This is a genomic window from Microbacterium sp. SORGH_AS_0421 (assembly GCF_030818635.1).
In the GTDB taxonomy this organism is placed as follows: Bacteria; Actinomycetota; Actinomycetes; order Actinomycetales; family Microbacteriaceae; genus Microbacterium.
Map to the genome: position 1 here is coordinate 2,208,145 of NZ_JAUTAO010000001.1, position 22,908 is coordinate 2,231,052.

19 protein-coding genes and 2 pseudogenes are annotated in these 22,908 nt (G+C 71.6%); 14 read left to right on the forward strand and 7 right to left on the reverse strand.

Annotated elements, in window-relative coordinates; genetic code table 11:
* Positions 1-37 precede the first annotated feature (37 nt).
* From efeO to QE416_RS10510, 5 genes are all read left to right on the forward strand, one after another.
* Positions 38-1,267: an iron uptake system protein EfeO gene (gene efeO / locus QE416_RS10490; RefSeq protein ID WP_307315961.1), complete on the forward strand. Its 1,230-nt coding sequence runs from the start codon at positions 38-40 to the stop codon at positions 1,265-1,267.
* Entirely contained in the window at positions 1,264-2,553 is a 1,290-nt protein-coding gene (efeB, locus tag QE416_RS10495) for an iron uptake transporter deferrochelatase/peroxidase subunit (RefSeq protein WP_210071905.1), read from the forward strand. Before efeO ends, efeB begins: the two co-directional genes overlap by 4 nt.
* Before the next feature lie 116 nt (positions 2,554-2,669).
* Positions 2,670-3,899 (forward strand): LLM class flavin-dependent oxidoreductase, encoded by a 1,230-nt coding sequence (locus QE416_RS10500; protein ID WP_307315965.1) that lies wholly within the window; start codon positions 2,670-2,672, stop codon positions 3,897-3,899.
* A 1-nt stretch (position 3,900) separates the two neighbouring features.
* Positions 3,901-4,545 (forward strand): CE1759 family FMN reductase, encoded by a 645-nt coding sequence (locus tag QE416_RS10505; RefSeq protein ID WP_210072650.1) that lies wholly within the window; start codon positions 3,901-3,903, stop codon positions 4,543-4,545.
* Positions 4,546-5,366: 821 nt separating this feature from the next.
* Positions 5,367-5,969, forward strand: coding sequence for a bifunctional 2-polyprenyl-6-hydroxyphenol methylase/3-demethylubiquinol 3-O-methyltransferase UbiG (locus QE416_RS10510; protein WP_307315969.1), 603 nt, complete (start codon positions 5,367-5,369; stop codon positions 5,967-5,969).
* 12 nt (positions 5,970-5,981) lie between these two features.
* On the opposite strand, the gene QE416_RS10515 is transcribed toward QE416_RS10510, so the two are convergent.
* Entirely contained in the window at positions 5,982-6,764 is a 783-nt protein-coding gene (locus QE416_RS10515; RefSeq protein WP_307315972.1) for a DNA/RNA non-specific endonuclease, read from the reverse strand.
* A gap of 46 nt (positions 6,765-6,810) precedes the next feature.
* On the opposite strand from QE416_RS10515, the gene QE416_RS10520 reads away from it, so the two are divergent.
* Genes QE416_RS10520 through QE416_RS10530 form a run of 3 tightly spaced genes read left to right on the forward strand, consistent with a single transcriptional unit; the run spans position 6,811 to position 10,333 of the window.
* Positions 6,811-7,572 carry a fructosamine kinase family protein gene (locus tag QE416_RS10520; RefSeq protein ID WP_307315976.1) on the forward strand — a complete coding sequence of 254 codons (762 nt, stop codon included), beginning with the start codon at positions 6,811-6,813 and terminating at the stop codon, positions 7,570-7,572.
* Between the two features lie 48 nt (positions 7,573-7,620).
* A complete protein-coding gene (locus QE416_RS10525; RefSeq protein WP_267786610.1) occupies positions 7,621-8,556 on the forward strand; it encodes an ATP-binding protein in 936 nt (311 codons plus the stop codon).
* Complete coding sequence (locus tag QE416_RS10530) at positions 8,549-10,333, forward strand: VWA domain-containing protein (RefSeq protein ID WP_307315980.1); 1,785 nt, start codon at positions 8,549-8,551, stop codon at positions 10,331-10,333. Before QE416_RS10525 ends, QE416_RS10530 begins: the two co-directional genes overlap by 8 nt.
* 87 nt (positions 10,334-10,420) lie before the next feature.
* Here the strand turns inward: QE416_RS10530 and QE416_RS10535 are convergent, their stop codons facing one another.
* Positions 10,421-11,032, reverse strand: a complete 612-nt coding sequence (locus tag QE416_RS10535) for a DedA family protein (protein ID WP_307315983.1) — start codon at positions 11,030-11,032, stop codon at positions 10,421-10,423.
* 133 nt (positions 11,033-11,165) lie between these two features.
* Between QE416_RS10535 and QE416_RS10540 the strand changes: the two genes are divergently transcribed.
* Entirely contained in the window at positions 11,166-13,133 is a 1,968-nt protein-coding gene (locus QE416_RS10540; RefSeq protein WP_307315984.1) for a GDSL-type esterase/lipase family protein, read from the forward strand.
* Positions 13,134-13,232: 99 nt separating this feature from the next.
* Here QE416_RS10540 and QE416_RS10545 read toward each other — a convergent pair whose 3' ends face one another.
* Positions 13,233-14,489 carry a hypothetical protein gene (locus QE416_RS10545; protein ID WP_307315985.1) on the reverse strand — a complete coding sequence of 419 codons (1,257 nt, stop codon included), beginning with the start codon at positions 14,487-14,489 and terminating at the stop codon, positions 13,233-13,235.
* A gap of 304 nt (positions 14,490-14,793) precedes the next feature.
* Between QE416_RS10545 and QE416_RS10550 the strand changes: the two are divergent.
* From QE416_RS10550 to QE416_RS10570, 5 genes and pseudogenes are all read left to right on the forward strand, one after another.
* A pseudogene (locus QE416_RS10550) lies at positions 14,794-17,092 on the forward strand (polyribonucleotide nucleotidyltransferase).
* 229 nt (positions 17,093-17,321) lie between these two features.
* The gene (locus QE416_RS10555) at positions 17,322-18,347 is read left to right on the forward strand and encodes an aldo/keto reductase (protein WP_267786618.1); all 1,026 of its coding nucleotides are present in this window, start codon (positions 17,322-17,324) and stop codon (positions 18,345-18,347) included.
* Between the two features lie 78 nt (positions 18,348-18,425).
* Complete coding sequence (locus QE416_RS10560) at positions 18,426-19,028, forward strand: histidine phosphatase family protein (protein WP_210071892.1); 603 nt, start codon at positions 18,426-18,428, stop codon at positions 19,026-19,028.
* A 64-nt stretch (positions 19,029-19,092) separates the two neighbouring features.
* Positions 19,093-19,905, forward strand: a complete 813-nt coding sequence (dapB, locus tag QE416_RS10565) for a 4-hydroxy-tetrahydrodipicolinate reductase (RefSeq protein ID WP_210071891.1) — start codon at positions 19,093-19,095, stop codon at positions 19,903-19,905.
* The gene (locus tag QE416_RS10570; protein ID WP_267786620.1) at positions 19,902-20,354 is read left to right on the forward strand and encodes a hypothetical protein; all 453 of its coding nucleotides are present in this window, start codon (positions 19,902-19,904) and stop codon (positions 20,352-20,354) included. Before dapB ends, QE416_RS10570 begins: the two co-directional genes overlap by 4 nt.
* A 54-nt stretch (positions 20,355-20,408) precedes the next feature.
* Here QE416_RS10570 and QE416_RS10575 read toward each other — a convergent pair.
* The 4 genes and pseudogenes from QE416_RS10575 to QE416_RS10590 form a co-directional block, all read right to left on the reverse strand.
* Positions 20,409-21,330, reverse strand: a pseudogene (locus QE416_RS10575) (TIGR01777 family oxidoreductase).
* The gene (locus QE416_RS10580; protein WP_103210405.1) at positions 21,323-21,748 is read right to left on the reverse strand and encodes an OsmC family peroxiredoxin; all 426 of its coding nucleotides are present in this window, start codon (positions 21,746-21,748) and stop codon (positions 21,323-21,325) included. Before QE416_RS10580 ends, QE416_RS10575 begins: the two are co-directional and overlap by 8 nt.
* 107 nt (positions 21,749-21,855) lie before the next feature.
* Positions 21,856-22,428, reverse strand: a complete 573-nt coding sequence (locus QE416_RS10585; protein ID WP_307315992.1) for a DUF4395 domain-containing protein — start codon at positions 22,426-22,428, stop codon at positions 21,856-21,858.
* The gene (locus QE416_RS10590) at positions 22,421-22,858 is read right to left on the reverse strand and encodes a thioredoxin family protein (RefSeq protein ID WP_307315995.1); all 438 of its coding nucleotides are present in this window, start codon (positions 22,856-22,858) and stop codon (positions 22,421-22,423) included. Before QE416_RS10590 ends, QE416_RS10585 begins: the two co-directional genes overlap by 8 nt.
* Positions 22,859-22,908: the final 50 nt, after the last annotated feature.

Below are 22,908 nucleotides of genomic sequence, written 5' to 3' on the forward strand. Positions count from 1 at the left end.
CGCCGCGGCATCCACCCCTCCTTCCGAACGGAGCATCATGAACTCGACTCGCCTCCTCGCGGCCACGGCCGTGGCCGGCGCGGCCGCCCTCGTCCTTTCCGGCTGCGTCGCCAAGTCCGACGCCTCGGCCTCCGGAGCCCTCTCGGTCACCTCGACCGACGACGGGTGCGCGGTGTCGTCGGCCAGCGCGCCCAGCGGCACCGTCGCTTTCGACGTCAGCAACAAGAGCGATCAGGTCACGGAGTTCTACCTGTTGGCATCCGATGGTCTGCGTATCGTCGGCGAGGTCGAGAACATCGCCCCCGGCGCCTCGCGCAACCTCACGGTCGTCGCGCAGCCCGGTGACTACTTCACCCTCTGCAAGCCGGGGATGGTCGGCGACGGAGTGGGTCGGGCGAGCTTCTCCGTCACGGGCGACGCGGTGGCCGTCACCGGACCGGATGCCGAGCAGAAGCAGCAGGCCGTCGACCTCTACGCGGCGTTCGTGAAGGATCAGGTCGGCCAGCTGATCCCCGCGGTCAAGGCTTTCACGGCCGCGTACGAATCGGGCGACGACGCTTCCGCGCGCGAGCAGTTCCCGCGCGTGCGGGCGTTCTACGAGCGCATCGAGCCGATCGCCGAAGCGCTGGGCGACCTCGACCCGCGCATCGACTACCGCGAGGTCGACGCCGTGGCCGAGGGGCTCGAGTGGACCGGGTTCCACCGCATCGAGAAGGACCTGTGGGTGCCCGCGAAGGACGCGCTCAACGCGGATGGCGAGACCCCGGCGTGGAAGAACTGGGCTCCCTCGACCCCGGCCGAGCGGGCGACCCACGCAGACAAGCTCGTCGCCGACACGCAGGAGCTGTACGACTACGTCCACTCCGACGCGTTCACCCAGGCGCTGACCACGCAGGGGGTGGCGGGCATCTCGAACGGCGCGATCTCGCTGCTCGACGAGGTCGCCACCGGCAAGATCAGCGGCGAAGAGGACTGGTGGTCGGGTACCGATCTCAACGACTTCGCGGCGAACGTCGAGGGTTCGAAGATGGCGTTCTCGCTCGTGCGCGATTTCGCCGACTCGAAGGGCGACAAGGGCACCGCGCTGGTCTCGCGCATCGACGGCGGCTACGCCGACCTCGAGGCGGCGCTGGCCAAGTACGGCTCGCTCGACGCCGGCTTCGTCCCCTACAGCCAGATCACCGAGGCCGACAAGCGTCAGCTCACCGACCTCATCAACGCCCTCGCCGAGCCGCTGTCGCAGCTCACGGTGACGATCCTGGAGTGAGCGTGACCGAGGAAGAACAGCAGGCGCCGGATGCCACGGGCCTGTCGCGCCGCGGACTGATGGGCCTCGCCCTCGGTGCCGGCGCCACGGGGCTCGTGGTGGGCGCGGGCGCAGGACTCGTGGGTGGGGCGGCGTACGGCCGCGAGCAGCAGCGGGCGGTGATGGATGCCGCGGCGGCGCCGACCGGCATCCACCAGCCGGGGATCACCACGCCCGTGCAGGAGCACCTGCACTTCGCGGCGTACGACATGATGGCGCGCACGACCCGCGACGACCTCGCCGAGCTGCTGTCGGACTGGACCTACGCCGCCACTCGCATGATGCAGGGGCTCGAGGTCACCGCCACGGGAGCCGTCGGTGGATCTCCCGAGGCGCCGCCGGACGACACGGGGGAGGCTCTCGGGCTTCCCGCGAGCAACCTCACGATCACCTTCGGCTTCGGCCCCTCACTGTTCGATGCGCGCTTCGGCCTGGAAGGTCAGCGACCCGACGGGCTCGAGCGACTCCCGGCCTTCCTCGGCGACGACCTCGACCCGCTGCGATCCGACGGCGACCTCTGCATCCAGGCCTGCGCCGACGACCCCCAGGTGGCCGTCCACGCGATCCGCAATCTCAGCCGCATCGCCTTCGGGCGCGCCACGATCCGCTGGTCGCAGCTCGGATTCGGTCGCACGTCGAAGACCACGTCGGAGCAGTCGACTCCCCGAAACCTCTTCGGCTTCAAGGACGGAACGGCCAACATCCTCGCCGACGACGCGGCCGCCCTCGACGAGAATGTGTGGGTATCGGCATCCGAGGGCCCGGCGTGGCTCGCGGGCGGGTCGTACCTCGTCGCGCGTCGCATCTCGATGCTCATCGAGACGTGGGACCGCACGCGCCTGGCCGAGCAGGATCGCGTGATCGGGCGCGACAAGGCGAAGGGCGCGCCGCTGTCGGGCGGAGACGAGTTCACGGAGCCGGACTTCGCGGCGATGGGTTCGACGGGAACCCCGGCCATCGACCCTCGCAGTCACGTGCGGCTGGCGCACCCGGACATGAACGGCGGCATCCGCCTCCTGCGCCGCGGCTACAACTTCGTCGACGGCACGACCGACCTCGGGCGGCTGAATGCGGGGCTGTTCTTCCTGTCGTTCCAGAAGAGCCCGCAGCGCTACATCACCGTGCAGAAGGCTCTGTCGACGGATGCCATGAACGAGTACGTTCGCCACGTCGGTTCGGGGCTGTGGGCGGTGCCTCCCGCTCCGGCCGCGGGGGCGTCGGTGGGGGCGGGGCTGCTCGGCTCCTGACGCCGAGTGCTCCGCCGGGTTGCGAGGGTCCGCTCGACGTTTCCGCTCGCGGAATAAAGATCGGCGCGAGACGTTTCACCATGTATATTCAGATGCATACAAATAGGAGGCGCATCATGAGTGAGACGAGCAGCTGGCCCGGAATGCAGTTCGGTGTCATGACGGTGAGCGACATCACCCAGGACCCGACGACCGGCAAGACGCCGAGCGAAGCTCAGCGCATCAAGGACACCCTCACGATCGCCAAGCACACCGAAGAGGTCGGCCTCGACGTCTTCGCCCTCGGCGAGCACCACAATCCGCCGTTCTGGTCGTCGTCGCCCACGACGACGCTCGCCTACATCGCGGCTCAGACCGAGCGCCTCATCCTCACGACCTCGACGACGCTCATCACCACCAACGACCCGGTGAAGATCGCCGAAGACTTCGCGATGCTGCAGCACGTGTCGGGCGGTCGCGCCGACCTCATGCTCGGTCGCGGGAACACCGGCCCGGTCTACCCGTGGTTCGGCAAGGACATCCGTCAGGGGCTGCCCCTCACCATCGAGAACTACGACCTGCTGCACAAGCTGTGGCGTGAGGACGTTGTCGACTGGGAGGGCAAGTTCCGCACCCCGCTGCAGGGCTTCACCTCGACCCCGCGTCCGCTCGACGGCGTGCCCCCGTTCGTGTGGCACGGCTCGATCCGTACTCCCGAGATCGCCGAGCAGGCGGCGTACTACGGCAACGGCTTCTTCGCGAACAACATCTTCTGGCCCAAGGAGCACTACCAGCGCCTCATCACGCTCTACCGCGAACGCTTCGCCCACTACGGTCACGGCACACCCCAGCAGGCGATCGTCGGCCTCGGCGGCCAGGTGTTCATGCGCGCCAACTCGCAGGACGCGGTGCGCGAGTTCCGCCCCTACTTCGACAACGCGCCGGTCTACGGCCACGGCCCGAGCCTCGAGGACTTCAGCGAGATGACCCCGCTGACCGTCGGCTCGCCCCAGCAGATCATCGACCGCTACGCCGCGATGCGCGAGACGTTCGGCGACTACCAGCGTCAGCTCTTCCTGATCGACCACGCGGGTCTTCCCACCAAGACCGTGCTCGAGCAGCTCGACATCCTCGGTTCCGAGGTCGTGCCGGTGCTGCGCAAGGAACTGCAGGTGAACCGCCCGGCCGAGGTGCCCGACGCACCGACGCACGCCAACCAGGTCGAGAAGATCTACGCCGGTGCGGCCCCGCGCCAGGCCATTCCCGCCGCGAACCGCGGAGACAACCTGACCGCGGGCAGCCCATACCAGGATGCCGCCCGCGCGGGCAGCGCGTTCGGTGCCGCCGCGACGAAGGTCGGTGCCTGATATGGCCGCTCGCCGCATCGCGGTCATCACCGCGGGGCTCTCGACGCCCTCGTCGACGCGCATGCTCGGCGACCGTCTCTCTCACGCAGCCCTTGCCGAGCTCCGCGAGCGCGGTATCGACGCCACGAGCGACGTATTCGAGCTGCGCGACTACGCCCACGACCTGACCGACAACCTGCTCACCGGCTTCGCGCCACCGGCGCTCGAGCAGATGATCAACACGGTCGTTTCGGCCGACGGCATCATCGCCGTCACGCCGATCTTCTCGACGAGCTACTCGGGGCTGTTCAAGTCGTTCATCGACGTGCTCGACCCCCAGGCTCTCAGCGGAACGCCCGTGCTGATCGGCGCGAACGCCGGCACCGCCCGGCACTCCCTCGCGATCGACTACGCGATCCGCCCGTTGTTCACCTACCTGCACGCCAACCCCGTGCCGACCGGCGTGTTCGCCGCCTCGAGTGACTGGGGGGCGAACGCCGACGAGGTGGCCCCGCTCGGCTCCCGCGTCGACCGCGGTGCGCGGGAGTTCGCGGACGCCATCGCCGCCCGCGAGCCGGTACGCGACGCCGATCCGTTCGACCCCTCGTCGTATCTCGGCGAGGGCCGGTCGTTCGGCCACCTACTGGGTGGTCTGTCGGGGGAGTGATCCCGTGGCGAAGCCCCGTCGCTCCCGTGAGCGGCGGGGCTTCGTCGTGCGTGCGGCGTGCGAGGCGCTGTCTCGGTGATCTGCGTATCCTCCGTCGTGCGTGCGGCGTGGGCGCCGCGTCGGGGGCGCTGTCTCGGTGATCTGCGTATCCTCCGTCGTGCGTGCGGCGTGGGCGCCGCGTCGGGGGCACTGTCTCGGTGATCTGCGTATCCTCCGTCGTGCGTGCGGCGTGGGCGCCGCGTCGGGGGCGCTGTCTCGGTGATCTGCGTATCCTCCGTCGTGCGTGCGGCGTGGGCGCCGCGTCGGGGGCACTGTCTCGGTGATCTGCGTATCCTCCGTCGTGCGTGCGGCGTGGGCGCCGCGTCGGGGGCGCTGTCTCGGTGATCTGCGTATCCTCCGTCGTGCGTGCGGCGTGGGCGCCGCGTCGGGGGCACTGTCTCGGTGATCTGCGTATCCTCCGTCGTGCGTGCGGCGTGGGCGCCGCGTCGGGGGCACTGTCTCGGTGATCTGCGTATCCTCCGTCGTGCGTGCGGCGTGGGCGCCGCGTCGGGGGCACTGTCTCGGTGATCTGCGTATCCTCCGTCGTGCGTGCGGCGTGGGCGCCGCGTCGGGGGCACTGTCTCAGAGATCTGCGTATCCTCCGTCGTGCGTGCGGCTCGGGCGCCGCGTCGGAGGCACTGTCTCAGTGATCTGCGTATCCTCCGCCGCGATCGCGATGTCGGGGCTGAGGATGTGCGAATCGCTGAGGTTGTGCCGAGCGCTGGGCCGGCGCGGGTGGGCGACGCGCGCGGCCTAGGGTGGGTCGAGGAGAGGGAGCCCGAATGGATGCCACGCAGTGGGACGAGCGATACCGCGCTTCCGCCGGGGGTGTGTGGGCCGCAGAGCCTCCCGCCGTGGTGCGCGAGATCGTCTCCGCGCTTCGTCCCGGAACGGCCATCGACGTCGCGACGGGCGACGGACGTACCGCCGTCTGGCTCGCCGCACGCGGTTGGGGCTGCATCGGGATCGACTTCTCGGCGGCGGGGCTCGCGCTCGCCGCGGCGCGACCCGGCGGCGACGCTGTCACCTGGACCCATGCCGATGTGCACGAGTGGGAGCCGTCGACACCCGTCGACCTCGTCGTGTCGTGCTACCTGCACCTGCCCGACAGCGCGGCCGCGGTCGCGCGGATCGCGGAATGGGTCGCGCCCGGGGGAACGCTCGTCGTGATTGGCCACGACGTCGAGAACATCGCGGCGGGTGGTCACGGTCCGTCTGACCCCGCGATCCTGTACACCCCGGAGCTGCTGCGCGGTGCGCTCGACGACCGGTTCCGCATCGAGCGCTGCGAGCGGATCACCCGGACGACCGCGGATGCCGAGCTGCGTGGCGGACACGGCTCCGCCGCGATCGACACGTTGCTGCACGCGGAGCGGGTGGGCTGACGACCGCGGACCTCACAGCTCGATCTCCTGCACGCTCCGCAACTCCCGCGCCGCGACCGGCCGCAGCCCGCGCCGGACGAACGTGTCGGCCGCGGCCAGGGCGCCGACGTCGACGCCCGCCTCCGCCGCGATGTCGGCGATCGGCGCCTGGAACGTGCGGAACGCGCCGAGCGGCGGCACCGTCAGCCCCTGGCGTGTGTCGACGAGCGAGGTCTGATCGAGCACGAATCCGGCCGCGGCCAGCGTCTCGCCCTGCCGCCACGCCGCGATCTTCCAGAACCGCAGTGGCACCCGGATGCCGCGGTACGGTGGATCGTCGTCGTCGAGCACCGGTGCCGTGAACACCGCCAGCCGCTGATCGGTGGTCTCGGCGTAGGCCAGGACGTGGTCTTCGAGCCCGAGCCACAGTGCTTTCGACTGGTTGAACCCGGCCGCTTGCGGGGCGGCGTTCGTGTAGAAGAACGTGGCCTCGGTGGCATCCCGAGCTTCGGCCGCGGAGCCCCAGCCGGGGTCGCGGCGGCGCACCAGGTGACCGCGGTCGAGGTCGTTGCTGCTGTAGACCTCGGGCCCTGCCTGCGCGTCGTCGGGCACGCGCGGGTCGAGACGCCACTCGCCCGTCCGCGGTTGCTCGCGCAGGGTCGCGCCGTCGATCACGACGCCGGTGACCGCCGCGAATCGGCGCCGTTCGTCGAGCAGCACCGAGAATCTCGGATAGTCGAGCCGCGTGGTCGCCGCGGCGGGCGCGGGAAGCGGGAGGGGGATGCCGAGGAAGTCCGGGTCGTAGCCGTCGCTCATGCCTCCATCGTGCCGGTGACCTCCGACATCGCGACAGACTGGGGCGATGGAACAGCTCGTGAAGACCCGCGTCGACGCGCCCGCCGGATTTTTCGCCGCCGAAGCTGCGGGGCTGCGATGGCTCGCGGCGGCCGGGGGAGCGCGCCTCGCGCGGGTCGTCGCCGTCGGCGAGGACCGGATCGCTCTCGAGCGCATCGCGGAGGCCGCGCCGACTCGCGCGGCCGCGGCGGACTTCGGGGCGGCGCTTGCCGCGACCCATGCGGCCGGGGCCGATGCCTTCGGCTCACCGCCGCCCGGATGGGAGGGGGACATCTTCATCGGTCGGCGCTCGCAACCCGCGCGTCCCGAATCCGCGTGGGGCGCGTTCTACGCGGCTCAGCGCGTCGAGCCGTTCGTGCCCATCGCGGTCGCGGCGGGCAACCTGTCGGCATCCGGTGCCGAAATCGTCCGACGGGCGTGCGCCCTGATCGCCGACGGCGCCTTCGACGACGACGAGCCGCCTGCCCGTCTGCATGGCGACCTGTGGGCGGGCAACGTGCTCTGGGCTGCGGAGGGCGTGGTGCTCATCGACCCCGCGGCGCACGGCGGGCATCGCGAGACCGACCTCGCGATGCTGGAGCTGTTCGGGTGCCCGTTCCTCGACGACATCCTCGCCGCGTACGACAACGCACACCCCCTGCGGGAGGGATGGCGAGCCCGTGTGCCGCTCCATCAGCTGCATCCGCTCGCGGTGCACGCGGCGGGCCACGGCCCCTCGTACGGGCGGGCGCTCGTCAGCGCCGCGGAGCGCACGCTCGCATTGGTGTGAGGCGCGAGGTTCCACTTATTGAGAAACATTCTCAATATGATGGATGCCATGACCTCACCCGTCTTCCCTTTCACCGCCGTCGTCGGTCAGGACGATCTGCGACACGCTCTCACGCTGTGCGCCGTCGATCCGGCAGTGGGAGGCGTGCTGGCGCTGGGCGACCGCGGAACGGGGAAGTCGACGACCGTGCGCGGGCTCGCTCAGCTGCTCGCGCGTGAGGATCTCGACATGCCGGTCGTCGATCTGCCGCTCGGCGCGAGCGAAGACCGCGTGCTCGGATCGCTCGACATCGACCGGGCGCTCCGCGGTGAGGTCGCCTACGCACCGGGCCTGCTCGCGGCGGCGCACGGCGGCATCCTGTACATCGACGAGGTCAACCTGCTCGACGACTACCTCGTCGACCTGCTGCTCGACGTCGCCGCCTCGGGGGTGAACACCGTCGAGCGCGACGGTATGAGTCACACGCACCCCGCGCGGTTCGTGCTCGTGGGCAGCGGCAATCCCGAAGAGGGTGAGCTGCGCCCCCAGTTGGAGGACCGCTTCGGACTGTCGACGCCGGTCGCGACGATCCGCGACGTCGAGCAGAGGTGGGAGATCGTGCGCCGACGCTTGGCGTTCGAGCGCGATCCGCACGGGTTCCTCGCGGAGTGGGCCGAGCGGGAGGAACGCCTCGCCGCGCGGATCCGCCTCGCTCGTGACCGGTGCGCCGACGTCGACCTCGAAGACGACCTGCTCGAGGCCGCCGTCCGCCTCTGCGTCGACGCGGGAGCGGTGGGGCACCGCGCGGAGCTCGTCCTCGTGCGAGCCGCCCGGGCGGCCGCGGCGCTCGCGGGACGCCCCGCGGTCACCGTCCACGACCTCGCCGCCGTGGCGGTTCCCGCTCTGCAGCACCGCACGCCGCGCACCGCCCTCGAGCCGGTATCGGTCGCCGCCGCCCGCGTGCGGGTCGCCGCGACCGCGGTGCTGGGGCGGCGCGTTGCCTGAGACGCGCGTCGCACCACCCGATCGCCCCGTCGCCGCGACCGGCTCGCGTGCCGACGGTGGGGTGGCAGAGCTCCGAGCGGAGATCGCGGGAGACATCCCTCTCGCGCCCGCTGCTCACGCGGTGATCGAGGCGTGGCGCTCCGGTGCCCCGTTCGGTCTCGCGCTGACGGGTGACGCCCAGCGCGCCGAGCAGGTCTTCCGCTCTGTGCGTCCGCAGGCCTCCCGGGTCGTTCGGCGAGCGGATGCGGACGAGCCGCCCCCGAAGACCGCCCGGGTCCTCGCGCTGTGCCCCGAGGGGACGACGCTGCCCCGCACGGTGCGCCGCCTCTGCACCGTCGTCGTCGACGTGGGTGGACGGGTGGCGCCGGGGCGGAGGCCGGCGGGCGAGGATGAAGCGGGACTGTGGCGTCGTGTCGTCAGGGTGCTGGCGACGCACGGTGTGCACGACGGAGCGATCGACGTCGCGGCCTGCGTCCTGGCATCCACCCTCGTCTCGGAGGGATGGAAAGGCGACCCCGTCGCCCTCGTGCGCGCGATGATCGCCGTCCCCCACGGGCGGGCGGTGCGGGCGAGCGGCGACGGCGACGTCGAAGGGACGGACGGCGCGTCGGAGGTGCCGAACGGGACGGATGCCGCTGAGCCGCCCGGTGAGTGGGCGGTGGGCGCGGAGGGGGACGACAGCGCCGACGGCGAGGACGAGACGGCGGTGGAAGGGAGCGGGGGCGAGGAGCAGTCCGCGGATGGGGGTGAAGCCGCCGCGCCCGAGGCCGGCAGTGGGGGAGAGGACACGTCGGCGGACGCGGATCCGGCGACCGACGAGGCGGCGGAGCAGGTCTGCGCCGCGGAGCCCTCGGCCGATGACGGCGGGGAGAGCCCCCGCGAGGCGGGCGACCCGCGTGCCCCGACGTCCGCCGCCGCGCCGGCCACCGCATCGGCCGACGGGGCGCCCGAAGCCGGTGTGGCGACCCACGAGCCCGGCGAGAACCCCTCCGCCCGTGCCGTCGCGCTCGCCGACCCCACCCGGAGCGACACCGTCGTTCGAGCGACGGTGCGGGCGGGGCGGAGCGCCCGTCGCGGTGCGATGCGGGCAGGTAGCGGTCGGGGCCGGCCCGGTCGCATCGTCGCCCCGGAGAGGGCGGGCGGGCGCATCGCGATCCTCCCCACGCTGCAACGCGCTCTGCGCCGGCACGCGACGACCGGCGCGACGGGTGAGCTCGCCCTCGCTCGCGACGACCTGCGCGGGCGTCTGCGGAACGAGCCCACGGCATCGCACACGGTGATCGTGGTCGACGGCTCATCGTCGATGGGAACGGCCGGAGCCGCGCACGCGCGCCGCGTCGCGGACGCCGCCCTCGCGCACGTCTACCGGGACCGGGGCGATGTGAGCATCGTGCTCGCGGCCGGATCCTTCTCGCGTGTGGTGCAGCAGCGCACCGCCCGCACGTCCCGCGCTCGTGCGACCCTTCAGCGCGCGAGCGCCCAGGGCGGTGGCGGCACGCCCCTCGCGGATGCCGTCAGATGCGCTCTGGAGCAGTTCGGAGACGCGCCGCGCGAGCGCTGCCGCCTCGTGATCGTCAGCGATGGTCAAGCGACGGTCGACCTCGTCGGGCGCGCAGACCCGTCGACCGCGACGGCCGATCTTCGTGCCCAGCTCGATCGCGCGACGGCGCGCGCCGCGCGCACCGTGTTCGTGCCGCTCGATCCGCGGGGGTGGGCGCCGCTGGAACGCACGCTCGCCCCGTTCCGTGCCGCGGGCGTCACGGTCTCCTCGGACTGAACGCCGAGGGGTTCGGGGTGGGGCGTGCCTCCCTCGTCCCGGTCCGTCCGCCCGCCCGCCGAGCATCCGCGCCCACCGGCGCGGCCGTCACGCCTCCGCGCTCGACCGGCGACGCGCGCGCCGCGCCAGCACGAGATCGATGCCCACGCCGATCCCGACCGCCACGACGATCGACACGATGACCGCGACCACCGGTCCGCCCGGGACGACCGCGGCCACGACCGCGCCGACCACCGCCTGGTACGCCGCCCACGCCAGGGCCGCCAGCGCCGCGACGCCGAGGTAGCGCACCGGATTCACCCGCGCGGCGCCCGCAGCAAGGTTGACGGCGAGCCGGGCGAAGGGCACGAAGCGCGCCGTGAACAGCACCACGGCGGCGTTGCGCTCGAGGCGCGCTCGGGCCCACTCGAGCGCCGCGCGCACGCGGGGTCCGCGCATCCACGCCCAGCGTTCGACGCCGACGGTGCGTCCCACGAGGTAGCAACAGGCGTCTCCCGCGAAGGCGGCGAGCCCCGCGACGACGATGACCCCGGCCAACGGCGGCGTCCCGTGCGACACGGCCAGCGCCCCGAATGCCGTCACCGCAGCCTCTCCCGGCACGACGACCAGGAACGCGTCGGCGAACACGAGGGCAGCCATGCCGAGTAGAGCCCAGGGGCTCGCCGCGATCGCCTGCAGCCAGGCGTCGACTCCGTCCATTCCGTCACTCTCCGCCGCCGATCGAGACGCCCCGCCGACGCGGCGGTGACGCCGAGCGGAGCATCCGGTGAACATCGCGAACGTCGGCCCCTCCGCGCTCCCACGGGAGGCGGATGCGCTCCACCCTGGTCACGTGAGAGTCGCGCTGCTGGCCGAATCCTTCCTGCCGCACATGAACGGGGTCACCGGTTCCGTTCTCCACGTTCTGCGCCATCTCGCCGAGGCGGGGCACGAGACGCTGGTCATCGCCCCCAAGTCCGGCGACGTCACCGCCGACCTGCACGGAGCCCGCACCGAGCTGCTGCGCTCGGTGCCGCTACCCTCCTATCCCGAGGTGCGCGTGGTGTTCGCCCGTGCGGCGCGCCTGGGCGCGCTGCTGCGCGACTTCGATCCCGACGTCGTGCATCTGGCATCCCCTTTCGTGCTGGGCTGGCAGGGGCTCGCCGCGGCCGACGCGCTCAAGATCCCCTCGGTTGCCGTCTATCAGACCGACGTCGTCGCCTACTCCCAGAAGTACGGCCTCCCGCACGCCACGGCACTCGTCGCGGGCCACGTCTCGCGCCTGCACCGCCGCGCGACCCTGACGCTCGCCCCGTCGTCGGCCTCGACCCGCCAGCTCGAAGAGCTGGGCGTCGACCGCATCCGCCGGTGGGGCAGGGGAGTGGATGCCGTGCGCTTCGCCCCCGAGCACCGCGACGACGCGTGGCGAGCGCGGATCGCGCCGAACGGCGAGCGCATCATCGGCTATGTCGGGCGCCTCGCCCCCGAAAAGCAGGTCGACGACCTGCGCGCCCTTGCCGACCTGCCCGATACGCGCCTGGTGATCGTGGGGGACGGACCGTCGCGTCCGGCGCTGGAGAGGGCGATACCGGATGCCGTGTTCACGGGCCACCTGGATGGCACCGAGCTCGCATCGACCCTCGCGGGCTTCGACGTGTTCGTGCATCCAGGCGAGAGCGAGACGTTCGGCCAGACGATCCAGGAGGCGCTCTCGAGCGGTGTCCCGGTGGTCGCCACCGGCGTGGGCGGGCCGCTGGATCTCGTGCGCTCGAGCGTGGACGGGTGGTTGTACAAGCCCGGCGACCTCGACGATCTGCGCACCCGGGTCGCGGACCTCATCGGCGACGAGTCGAAGCGCCGCGCCTTCGCCCGTGCGGCGCGCGACTCGGTCGAGGGGCGGACATGGTCGGCCCTGACCGGGGCACTGATCGAGCACTACCGCGACGCCGTGGCTCTGCGCCGCGTCGACGACAGTCTGCTGCGGCGTACGAGCCCACGACCGGCGGGCACGACGGCATCCCGAACCCGAGGGCGGTGGACGCGCTTCGTGGCCCTGGGCGATTCGCTCACGGAGGGTCTGTGCGACGCGTCGCGCATGCCGTCGGGTCAGTTCCGCGGGTGGGCGGACCGCCTCGCCGAACTGCTCGCGGGCACCACGGATCAGGGGCCGTTCCGCTACGCGAACCTCGCCGTGCGCAGCCGGCGGGTGCGACACCTCATCGACGAGCAGATCCCGGCCGCGCTCGAGCTGAAACCCGATCTCGTGTCAATCCTCATCGGGGCGAACGACCTCGTCGGCCCCGCCCCGGTGCTGCCGGCCCTGGTGGCCGAGGTCGAGTCGGCGGTGCGGGCGGTCCGCCGCAGCGGTGCCGACGTTCTGCTGGTCACGACGTTCCTCCCGCGCCGGCCCGCGGCGCGCATCTTCGCCCGGCGTTTCGCCGCGTACAACGTGCACGTGCGCCGCATCGCCGCCGAGCAGGGCGCCATTCTGCTCGATCTCGAGGCGGTGGGCGAGATCGGTGAGGCGTCGATGTGGGCCGACGACCTCGTGCACCTCAGCTCGGCCGGGCACCGCCTCGTCGCCTACCGGGCGGCGGAGGCGCTGGGCGTGCCGGATGCGCGAGCGCTGCTCGGACTCGACGAGGCTCTGCACGCCGACGACGCCGAGCGGTCGCGAGGGACCTGGCTCACACGCGACGCGCTGCCGTGGGTGTGGCGGCGCCTGCGCGGGCGCACCGCGGGAGACGGGATCGTCGCCAAGCACACCGGCCTCGTCGAGCTGCCGACCCGCGGCGATCGCCAGCGCGCCGACGCGGTGTGAGCCCTCCGTTCGGGATCTCACGATTGGCTCGACGTCGCACGACGATGCGCGCTGAGCTGGTGTGCTCTCTCGCGTTTCGCGCGGGCTCGACCCGGATCGTCAGTACCAGCCGGTGCGCTGAGAGTGATCCCACGCCCCGCAGGGGGATCCGTATCGCGAGCTGATGTACGACAGGCCCCAGGAGATCTGGGTGTTCGCGTTCGTGCGCCAGTCCAGGCCGAAGGCGGCCATCTTGTCGCCGGGGAGCGCCTGGGGGATGCCGTAGGCGCCGCTGCCGCTGTTGTAGGCGTCGACCCGCCAGCTCGACTCGCGGTTCCACAGCGAGACGAGGCACGAGAACTGGTCGTCGCCCCAGCCGTAGCGACCGATCGCGCCGCGGGCCGCGGAGCGCGCTTCGCCGGGGCTCATGACCGGCCCCGCCGGGGCGGTCGACCCGCCGCCGGACCCGCCGCCCGGGCTCGAGCCGCCGGAGCCCGACCCGCCGCTCGACCCCGAACCGCCGGAGCTCGAACCGCCGGAGCCCGAGCCGCCGGACGAGCTCGACCCGCCGGACCCACCCGTCGACCCGCCGCCGGAGCCCGATCCGCCGCCGGTAGCCGCCACCGGTCCTCCCGCCGACCCGCCGGGCTGCTGCGCGTCGCGTTGCACCTTCTCCTGCTCGCGCGCCGCGCGTTCCTGCGCGGCGGTGGTCGCCCGCAACGCCGCGAGCTGGGCGTACAGATCATCGAGGCGTGCCTGCGCCGCCCGCACGGTCTCGGCCTCGGCCTCGGCGTCGCTCTGCGCGGTCGCGGCGGTGGTCCGCGCGTCGTCGGCCAGGCGCGCGGCTTCGTCGCGGGCCTGCTCGGCTTGCTCGCGCAGAGAGGTGGCGACGTCGGCCGCGCTGCGGGCCCGGCCCGCGGTGCGTGCCGTGACCTCGGACACACGATCCAGGATGCCGAGCCGCTCGAGCAGCGAATCGGGATCGGCGTCCGTCAGGAGCTGCGCCACGAGGGGGCCACCGCCCACGGTTCGGTACAACCGCGCGGCACTCGCTCCCGCGGCGGCGGCACTGGAGGTCTCCGCGGCATCGGCCGAGGCGCTCTGCGCGGTCAGCTCCGCCGCGCGCGCCGCGGTCCGTTCCGCCTGAAGGCGCGTCTGCTCGGCGACGGCCGACGCATCGACGGCACGGTGCGACGCGGCTGCGGCATCGGCCTCCGCGGCATCCAATTCCTGCTTCACCTGGGCCACGGCGCTGTCGTCGACGACGGCGAGGGCATGGCCGGTGCGGACGCCCGCCGAGGCGGGAGAGGGCACGAGGGCCGCGCCGACGACGACGCACGCGAGAAGCGTGTGACTCATGCGACGAATGAGGCCCATGAGGTCACGCTAGAGCACGATCCCGTGTGCTGCCCACCCCCGAACGGTGGTCGCTGATAGGGTGGGGCAGGATGCCGCCTTGGCATCGGCTCAACTACATATGAGCTCACGGAGCAGGCCGGCAGACGCTGGTCCCCTGTGGTGGACTCCCCGTCGGATCGCCGGGTGGTCGTCTACTGGTGGCCAGTCGCCGGGATTTCCGGGCCGATTCGTCGGCGCGCCCTTTCTGCCTGTTCCTGCTCCTTCGCATGTCAGCTCGTCGCCCACACGGGGCGGCGAGCCTAAACAAAGAAGGAGGGACCTCTTGGAAGGTCCAGAAATTACCGCCGCTGAAGCCGTTCTCGACAACGGCCGTTTCGGCACCCGTACCGTCCGGTTCGAGACCGGACGCCTCGCTCAGCAGGCTCAGGGCGCTGTCGCCGCCTACCTCGACGAAGAGACGATGCTCCTGTCGGCCACCAGCGCCGGCAAGCACCCGCGTGAAGGATTCGACTTCTTCCCGCTGACCGTCGACGTCGAAGAGCGCTCTTACGCCGCCGGCAAGATCCCCGGCTCGTTCTTCCGCCGCGAGGGTCGCCCCTCGACCGAGGCCATCCTCGTGTGCCGCCTCATCGACCGGCCGCTGCGCCCGTCGTTCGTCGACGGCCTCCGCAACGAGGTCCAGATCGTCGTCACCGTGCTCTCGATCGCTCCCGGGGAGTTCTACGACGCCCTCGCGATCAACGCCGCCTCGCTGTCGACCCAGATCTCGGGTCTGCCGTTCTCGGGTCCCATCGCCGGTGTGCGTCTCGCGCTCATCCCCGGCCAGGGCGAGAACGCCGACCAGTGGGTCGCTTTCCCGACCGTCACGCAGCTCGAAGACGCCGTCTTCGACCTCATCGTCGCCAGGCCGCGTGCTCGACGACGGCGACGTCGCCATCATGATGGTGGAGGCCGAAGCCACCGAGGGCAGCTGGAACATGATCAAGGGCGGCGCCACCAAGCCGAACGAGCAGGTCGTGGCCGAGGGCCTCGAGGCTGCCAAGCCCTTCCTGCGTCAGCTGGTCGACGCGCAGAACGAGGTCGCCCGTACCGCGGCCAAGGAGATCCAGTCGTTCCCCGTCTTCCCGGCATACAGCCAGGAGACCTACGACTTCGTCGCCGGCCGTGCCTACGACCGTCTGGTGCCCGTCTACCAGATCGCCGACAAGCAGGAGCGTCAGAACGCCGACGACGAGGTCAAGACCTCCGTCAAGGAGCAGCTCCTCGCCGCCGTCGAGTCGGGCGAGCTGCCCGCCGTCGCAACCCTGGAGTTCAACGCCGCGTACAAGTCGGTCACCAAGACCATCGTCCGCGGTCGCATCCTCGCCGAGGGCGTGCGCATGGACGGCCGTGGCCTCGCCGACATCCGCCCGCTCGACGCCGAGGTGCAGGTCATCCCGCGCGTGCACGGTTCGGCGATCTTCCAGCGCGGTGAGACCCAGATCCTGGGCGTCACCACGCTGAACATGCTCAAGATGGAGCAGCAGATCGACTCGCTCTCGCCCATCACGAGCAAGCGTTACCTGCACCACTACAACTTCCCGCCGTACTCGACCGGTGAGACCGGTCGCGTGGGCAGCCCGAAGCGTCGCGAGATCGGCCACGGCTTCCTGGCCGAGCGTGCTCTCGTTCCCGTGCTCCCCAGCCGCGAGGAGTTCCCCTACGCGATCCGTCAGGTGTCCGAGGCTCTCGGCTCCAACGGTTCGACGTCGATGGGCTCGGTGTGCGCCTCGACCCTGTCGCTGCTGAACGCGGGTGTGCCCCTTCGCGCCCCCGTCGCCGGTATCGCCATGGGCCTGGTCACCGACGAGGTCGACGGACAGACGCGCTACGCCGCCCTGACCGACATCCTCGGCGCAGAAGACGCTCTCGGCGACATGGACTTCAAGGTCGCCGGAACGAGCGAGTTCATCACCGCGATCCAGCTCGACACCAAGCTCGACGGCATCCCGTCGTCGGTGCTCGCGGCCGCGCTCACCCAGGCCAAGGAGGCTCGTCTGACGATCCTCAACGTCCTGAACTCGGCGATCGACGCCCCCGACGAGATGGCGCCCACCGCGCCCCGCGTCATCAGCGTCCAGATCCCGGTCGACAAGATCGGTGAGCTCATCGGGCCCAAGGGCAAGACGATCAACTCCATCCAGGACGAGACCGGCGCACAGATCTCGATCGAGGACGACGGCACCGTCTACATCGGCGCGACCGACGGCCCCTCGGCCGAGGCCGCCCGTGCCCAGGTGAACGCCATCGCCAACCCGACCAACCCCGAGGTGGGCGAGCAGTTCCTCGGAACCGTCGTCAAGATCGCGACCTTCGGCGCGTTCGTCTCGCTGCTTCCCGGCAAGGACGGCCTGCTGCACGTCAGCGAGGTCCGCAAGCTCGCCGGCGGCAAGCGCGTCGAGAACGTCGAAGACGTGCTCTCGGTCGGTCGCAAGATCCTCGTGCGCATCACGAAGATCGACGACCGCGGCAAGCTGTCGCTCGAGCCCGTGCTCGACGAGGAGGCCACCACGCCCGAGCCCGCCGACACGGAGAGCTCGGCCGCCGCGAGCCAGGGTCCCGAGGCTCCCGCCGAAGGCTGATCCTCTGATCACCGGATGCCCGTCCCGCTCTCGCGGGGCGGGCATCCGTCGTGTGGCCCGTGGGGCGGGTGTGACGATCGCCGCGTAAGCGTTACGCAATGTTTATCGCCACGGCGGGGCAATGGGCTGGCCGGTCTCGGGGAAGGCCTAGCCTCGTAGTACGTCGGGGGGCGTGGTGATACGGGTGGTTCCGTACCGTCATCCGGCATCGCGGGGAGAGGACCTCACCATGAGCGGCTCGGGCGTCGATGAGACGGCCTCGCCGCGCCTGCGTCGGGATCGTGCTGCGCACCCCTCGTCGCCGATCACCCTGCAGGGCCCCGGCCTCGGCTCTCACGTGCGCGTGCCTCTCGGCGAGACGGGGTTCGACGTCTTCCCCCTGTTCCTCGGCGGGGGAGAGTTCGGCTGGAACGTCGACGCCCGCTCGAGCCACGAGATCCTCGACGCGTACGCCGAGCTCGGCGGCAACGCGCTGCATACGGCCGACAGCTACGCCGCCGGTCGCAGCGAGTTCATCATCGGCGAGTGGCTCCGCACCCGCCGCATGCGCGACGACACGGTGCTGACGGTCCGCATCGGCGGCCACCCCGACAACCCGGGCTTGGACTCCGTCAATCTCGTCCGCGCCGTCGAGGCCTCGCTCACGCGCCTGGGCACCGACCGCATCGACGTGCTCTCGCTCGACGCCGCCCGCGGCGACCGAGCCCTGCTCGAGGACACCCTGGCCACCAGCGAGTGGCTCGTGGAGTCGGGCAAGGTCCGCGCGATCGGTGCGCACGGCTATACCGCCGCGCAGCTCGTCGAGGCCCGCATCCTGTCCTCCGCCGGGTACCCGCGCATCGCGGTACTCGACGTCCCCTACAACGTGCTGCGCCGGTCCGAGTTCGAGGGCGACGTGCGCCTCATCGCCTCGGCCCAGAACATGGCCGTGACCCCCTCGCACCCGCTCGCCCACGGCTTCCTCGCCGGCGAGACGCGCACCCGCGGCCAGTCCTCGCAGTCGGTGCGCGGCACGCAGGTGGCGGCGCACCTGAACCGTCGTGGCTCGCGCGTTCTGCGCGCCCTCGACGCGGTGGGCGAAGAGCTCGGACTCCCGGATGCCGCTGTCGCCGTCGCCTGGCTGCTCGCGCAGAAGATCGTGACGGCGCCGATCGTCAACGCTTTCGCCCCGCGCCACGTCGTGGAGTGCATGCGCGCCGTGGGCGTGCGCCTGAGCCGCGCGCACCTGTCGGATATCGCCCGAGCCGCGGAGTGACCGGCCCGGTGTCGGGGGTGTGACGTAGGCTTGTCGAGAGGGCCGGGGGACGGCAGATCGACGACGAAGTGAGCTGACGTGACGCACTACATCTACCTGGTGCGCCATGGCGAGCACCAGGATGCCGAACACGGTCTGACCGACGGCCCCCTGTCTCCGAGAGGGCAGCGGCAGGCCGCTCTGCTGGCCGACCGCCTCTCGGGCCTCCCTCTCGACGCTGTCTGGCACTCGCCTCTCGAGCGTGCGGCGCAGACCGCCCGCGCGGTCGCCGACCGCCTGCCCGCGGTCACGCCCGAGTCCTCGGCGCTGCTGTTCGACTGCATCCCCACCGGGATGACGCCCGAGACGCCCTCGGTGTTCGAGCCCTTCTTCGGTTCGGTGAGCGAGGCCGAGATCGACGCCGGTCGCGCCCAGATGGCCGACGCCACCGCCGAGTTCCTCGCCCGCAAGGCGGGCGAGGTGCACGAGCTCGTCATCACGCACAACTTCGTCATCTCGTGGTTCGTTCGCGAGGTTCTGCAGGCGCCCGACTGGCGCTGGATGACGATCAACCAGGCCTACTGCGGCCTGACGGTCATCGCGCAGAAGAAGGGGCGCCCCTGGACGCTGCTCTCCCACAACGACTTGGCGCACCTGCCGGTGGAGCTGCGCACCGGCCTGGTCGACCCGCTTCCCGTCTGAGTTCGTCCGCGGCGCGTCCGTGGATAACGCCGCGACGCCGGGTGCTCGCGCCTAGGCTGGACGCATGACGACGCGTGTGGCCATCGTGGGGGGAACCGGAAAGCTGGGCGGAGTGATCCGCGCGGTCGTCGACGCCGAGGACGGCTACGAGGTGACGGCGGTGCTCACCTCGGCCTCTCCGCTCAGCGAGATCGACGGCGCCGACCTCGTCATCGACGCCACCACGCCCGCGGTGTCGATCGACGTCGTCCGCGCGGCCGTCGAACGCGGCATCAATGTGCTGGTGGGCACCTCGGGCTGGTCGAACGAGCGCATCGCCTTGGTTCGTTCCCTCGTGGATGCCAGTGGCACGGGCGCCGTCTTCATCCCGAACTTCTCCCTCGGCTCGGTGATCGGCAGTGCCCTCGCCGCGGCCGCGGCGCCGTTCTTCCCCTCGATCGAGATCATCGAGGCGCACCACGAGACCAAGATCGACTCACCCAGCGGTACCGCCGTGCGCACGGCCGAGCTGATCGCAGCGGCGCGGGCCGATGTCGGACCCGTCGAATCGCCGCACGTCGATCAGCGAGCCCGTGGCCAGCGTGTCGCATCGGTCCCCATCCACTCGCTCCGCCGTCCGGGCGTCGTCGCTCGGCAGGAGACGATTCTCTCGGGTGCGGGGGAGTCGCTCACCATCGTCCACGACACGATCGAGCCGGCCAGGGCGTACGCTCCCGGCATCCGGATCGCCCTCGCCGCCGCCCGCGACGCGCGCGGGGTGCACGTGGGCCTCGACAGCTTCATCGACATCGGGGTACGCGTGCGACCCCTGCCGCCCGAGGCCCCCATCGCCGACGGCGACGTGTCGGGCCAGGTGGCGGGCGTCACCAGCGCATGAGAGTCCGCGTCGCGGTCGCCGTCATGACGGTGCTTCTGCTGATGTACGTCGTGCTGGCGGGGCAGCGGGCCATCGTGCTGCTCTCGAGCGGCGAGACCGTCGGCGTCGTGATGGGCGTGGCGCTGCTCGTCCTTCCGGCCCTGGCCATCTGGGCGATCGGTCGGGAGCTGTGGTTCGGCGTGCGTGCACAGCGATTGGGCGAGCGACTGGAGGCCGAGGGCGGGCTGCCCGACGAAGACCTTCCCGTACGTCCCAGCGGCCGCATCGAGCGCGAGGACGGCGACGCGCTGTTTCCGCGCTACCGCGCCGACGTCGAGGAGCACCCCGGCGATTGGCGCGCTCGCTACCGATTGGGGCTCGCGTACGACGCGGCGGGAGATCGTCGTCGCGCGCGAGACGCGATCCGCACGGCGATCCGCCTGGAGACGGCGGAGCGCCGGACGGCCTGAACACGAGCCAGCGCCGCGGGGGCGACCGGCGTGGCGTCGGTCGTCCCCGCGCGTTCAGGCCGCGTCGCGCGCGGGAACGGCCGAGGCGACGGCCTCTTCGACCGTGCGATGCGTGAACACGAATCCGCTGTCTTCGAGGACGGCGGGACGAACGTCGGCATCCGAGGTGAGCAGGGCCTGCGTCGCGTCGGACCCGAGGGCGAGCTTGACGCCCCAGATCGGCGCGCGTACGAGGTAGGGACGGTTCATGCGGCGAGCCAGAGCGAACCCGAGGTCGTTCGCCGTCGCGCGCACCGGCCCGGTGAGGTTGACCGGTCCCGACACGTCGGCGTCGATGACGTGGCGGATGGCCCGTACCTCGTCGTCGAGCGAGATCCAGGGCCAGACCTGGGTCCCGCGCCCGATGGGGCCCGAGATGCCGAGCTTGGTCAGAAGCAGCAGGGGCTTGAGCACGCCCTGCTCGTGCACGACGGGAGCGGTGCGCAGCATCGCCACGCGGGCCGAGTCGCCGGCGGCGCGGGCGGGCGTGCTCCCAGTCGACGCAGATGTCGGCCAGCAGACCGGAGCCGCGCTTCGAGGTCTCGGTCAGCACGGCTCCCGGCTGCGATCCGTAGAAGCCGGTGGCGCTGGCGTTCACGAGTGCGGGGGCGTCGGCACCGAGCGCGCGCACGGCCGCGGCCAGCGTACGGGTCGGCGTGATGCGCGACCACAGCAGGGTGCTCTTGTACGAGGCCGTCCAGGGGAAGTGCCCGATGGACGCCCCGTTCAGACACACCACCGCGTCGGCCCCGGCGAGCACGTCGGGGTCGAGGGGTGCGGCGTCCTGCAGCCACTGCACCTCGTGGGGCGCCGTCGGCTCGTGGCGCACGAGCGAGGTGACCTCGACGCCGTCGCCGCGCAGCGAGTCGAGCAGCGCCGAGCCGATGAGGCCCGACGCGCCGGCGAGGACGACGCGTCGGGCCGGAGTCTCAGGCAAGCGTCGCCTCGAGGGTGATGTCGATGCCGGTGAGCGCCTGCGACACGGGGCAGTTGGCCTTCGCGTCGGCGGCGATCTTCTGGAACGTCTCGTCGTCGAGTCCGGGGACGACGGCGTTGACGTTGAGGTGGCTGCCGGTGATGCCGGTGCCGGGCTTGAAGGTGATCGACGCCGTGGCGTCGACCGACTCGGGCGGGGTGCCGTTCTCGGCCAGTGCGTTCGACAGCGCCATGCTGAAGCACGACGAGTGCGCACCCGCGAGCAGCTCTTCGGGCGTGGTGACCGAGCCCGATCCTTCGCTGCGCGCCTTCCAGTTCACGTCGAACGTGCCGATTCCAGACGAGGTGAAGGTGACCTCACCCGATCCCTCGAACAGGCTGCCCTTCCAGGCGGTGGTGGCTTCGCTCGTGACGGCCATGGGGAACCTCCGTTGTCTCGGCGCGGTCAGGGGCGACCGCGACGCGGCCAGCCTAGTGAGAGCTTCGGCCCCCGGGCGGGTCTTGACAGGGCTCTGCTCGAAGACGCTCAGGCTGCGGCGGGACCGCGGCGACCGATGAGTCCCGCGCGCTGCAGTACGAGGTAGAGCTGGCATCCGAGGCACAGCCCGAAGACGGCGTTGAGGAACGCTGCAACGAACGCCATCGCCGCCGCGATCGGCAGCGCCCACGGCACTCCGACGAGGTGCAGGAGCAGACCCGCGGCGGTGACGAACAGCCCCACGCCCTGGGCGAAGCGGGGCGGACGGGGGTCTTCGAACTCGGTCGGCGGTGCGAGCCGTGGCTGCACCAGCCGGCGATACACGACGCCCCAGGGCGCCGTGCGGGGCCAGGCGACCCCCCACACGAACAGCAGCGCGATGACGAGCAGCAGAACGAAGCCGGGGTCGGCGACGCGGTCCTGGAACGAGACCTGTTGAACGGTCCAGGCGTCGGGGCGGAAGGTGGCATCGGCCGCGGGCTGGTAGGCCACCCACCCGAGACCCCCGCGCCGCGTCGAGATACCGACCAGGGCGAGTGCCGTCGCCTCCAGGAGCAGGGCGGCGGTGATGGATGCCGCGAAGCGCGGGCCGCGGGCGTCGATGCGCGAGGGGTCAGGCACGGGTGGGCTCCTTCTGCAGTCGGGTCAACTCGTTCTCGACCGCGGCGCGTTCGAGAGTCCCGCCGAAACGGGTGCGGATGGCTCCGCGTCGATCGAGCACGAGGGTGGTGGGGGTTTGCAGGACGTGGAACTGCTGAGCGAGATCGGGACGATGGGTCAGGTCGACGTCGATGTAGTGGACGCCCTCACGGGAGTCGGCGACCTGCGTGAGGATGCGGCGCACCCCGGGGCAGCGCGAGCAGATCTCGGTGCTGAACTGCACCAGGGTCGCCTCCGGGCCCAGGCGGTCCGCGCCGAGCAGGCCGGGATCGACCGCCTCGGCCGAGTCGACGGTCCGCGCGCGCCCCTGTCGTCGGCGGAACACGACACCGACGAGCGTCGTCAGCACGACCAGCGCGCCGACCGCGAGAAGAGCGAAGGTCACGTCCACGACGGTCAACGCTAATGCGCGTGTGCGCGACGAGGGCCGATGAGTCCTCC

Excerpts from the sequence above, each read along its gene's own strand:
- efeO (WP_307315961.1), top strand. The coding sequence starts at position 38 with ATGAACTCGACTCGCCTCCTCGCGGCCACGGCCGTGGCCGGCGCGGCC.
- QE416_RS10500 (WP_307315965.1), top strand. The coding sequence starts at position 2,670 with ATGAGTGAGACGAGCAGCTGGCCCGGAATGCAGTTCGGTGTCATGACG.
- QE416_RS10505 (WP_210072650.1), top strand. The coding sequence starts at position 3,901 with ATGGCCGCTCGCCGCATCGCGGTCATCACCGCGGGGCTCTCGACGCCC.
- QE416_RS10510 (WP_307315969.1), top strand. The coding sequence starts at position 5,367 with ATGGATGCCACGCAGTGGGACGAGCGATACCGCGCTTCCGCCGGGGGT.
- QE416_RS10515 (WP_307315972.1), bottom strand. The coding sequence starts at position 6,764 with ATGAGCGACGGCTACGACCCGGACTTCCTCGGCATCCCCCTCCCGCTT.
- QE416_RS10520 (WP_307315976.1), top strand. The coding sequence starts at position 6,811 with ATGGAACAGCTCGTGAAGACCCGCGTCGACGCGCCCGCCGGATTTTTC.
- QE416_RS10525 (WP_267786610.1), top strand. The coding sequence starts at position 7,621 with ATGACCTCACCCGTCTTCCCTTTCACCGCCGTCGTCGGTCAGGACGAT.
- QE416_RS10535 (WP_307315983.1), bottom strand. The coding sequence starts at position 11,032 with ATGGACGGAGTCGACGCCTGGCTGCAGGCGATCGCGGCGAGCCCCTGG.
- QE416_RS10545 (WP_307315985.1), bottom strand. The coding sequence starts at position 14,489 with ATGGGCCTCATTCGTCGCATGAGTCACACGCTTCTCGCGTGCGTCGTC.
- QE416_RS10555 (WP_267786618.1), top strand. The coding sequence starts at position 17,322 with ATGAGCGGCTCGGGCGTCGATGAGACGGCCTCGCCGCGCCTGCGTCGG.
- dapB (WP_210071891.1), top strand. The coding sequence starts at position 19,093 with ATGACGACGCGTGTGGCCATCGTGGGGGGAACCGGAAAGCTGGGCGGA.
- QE416_RS10570 (WP_267786620.1), top strand. The coding sequence starts at position 19,902 with ATGAGAGTCCGCGTCGCGGTCGCCGTCATGACGGTGCTTCTGCTGATG.
- QE416_RS10580 (WP_103210405.1), bottom strand. The coding sequence starts at position 21,748 with ATGGCCGTCACGAGCGAAGCCACCACCGCCTGGAAGGGCAGCCTGTTC.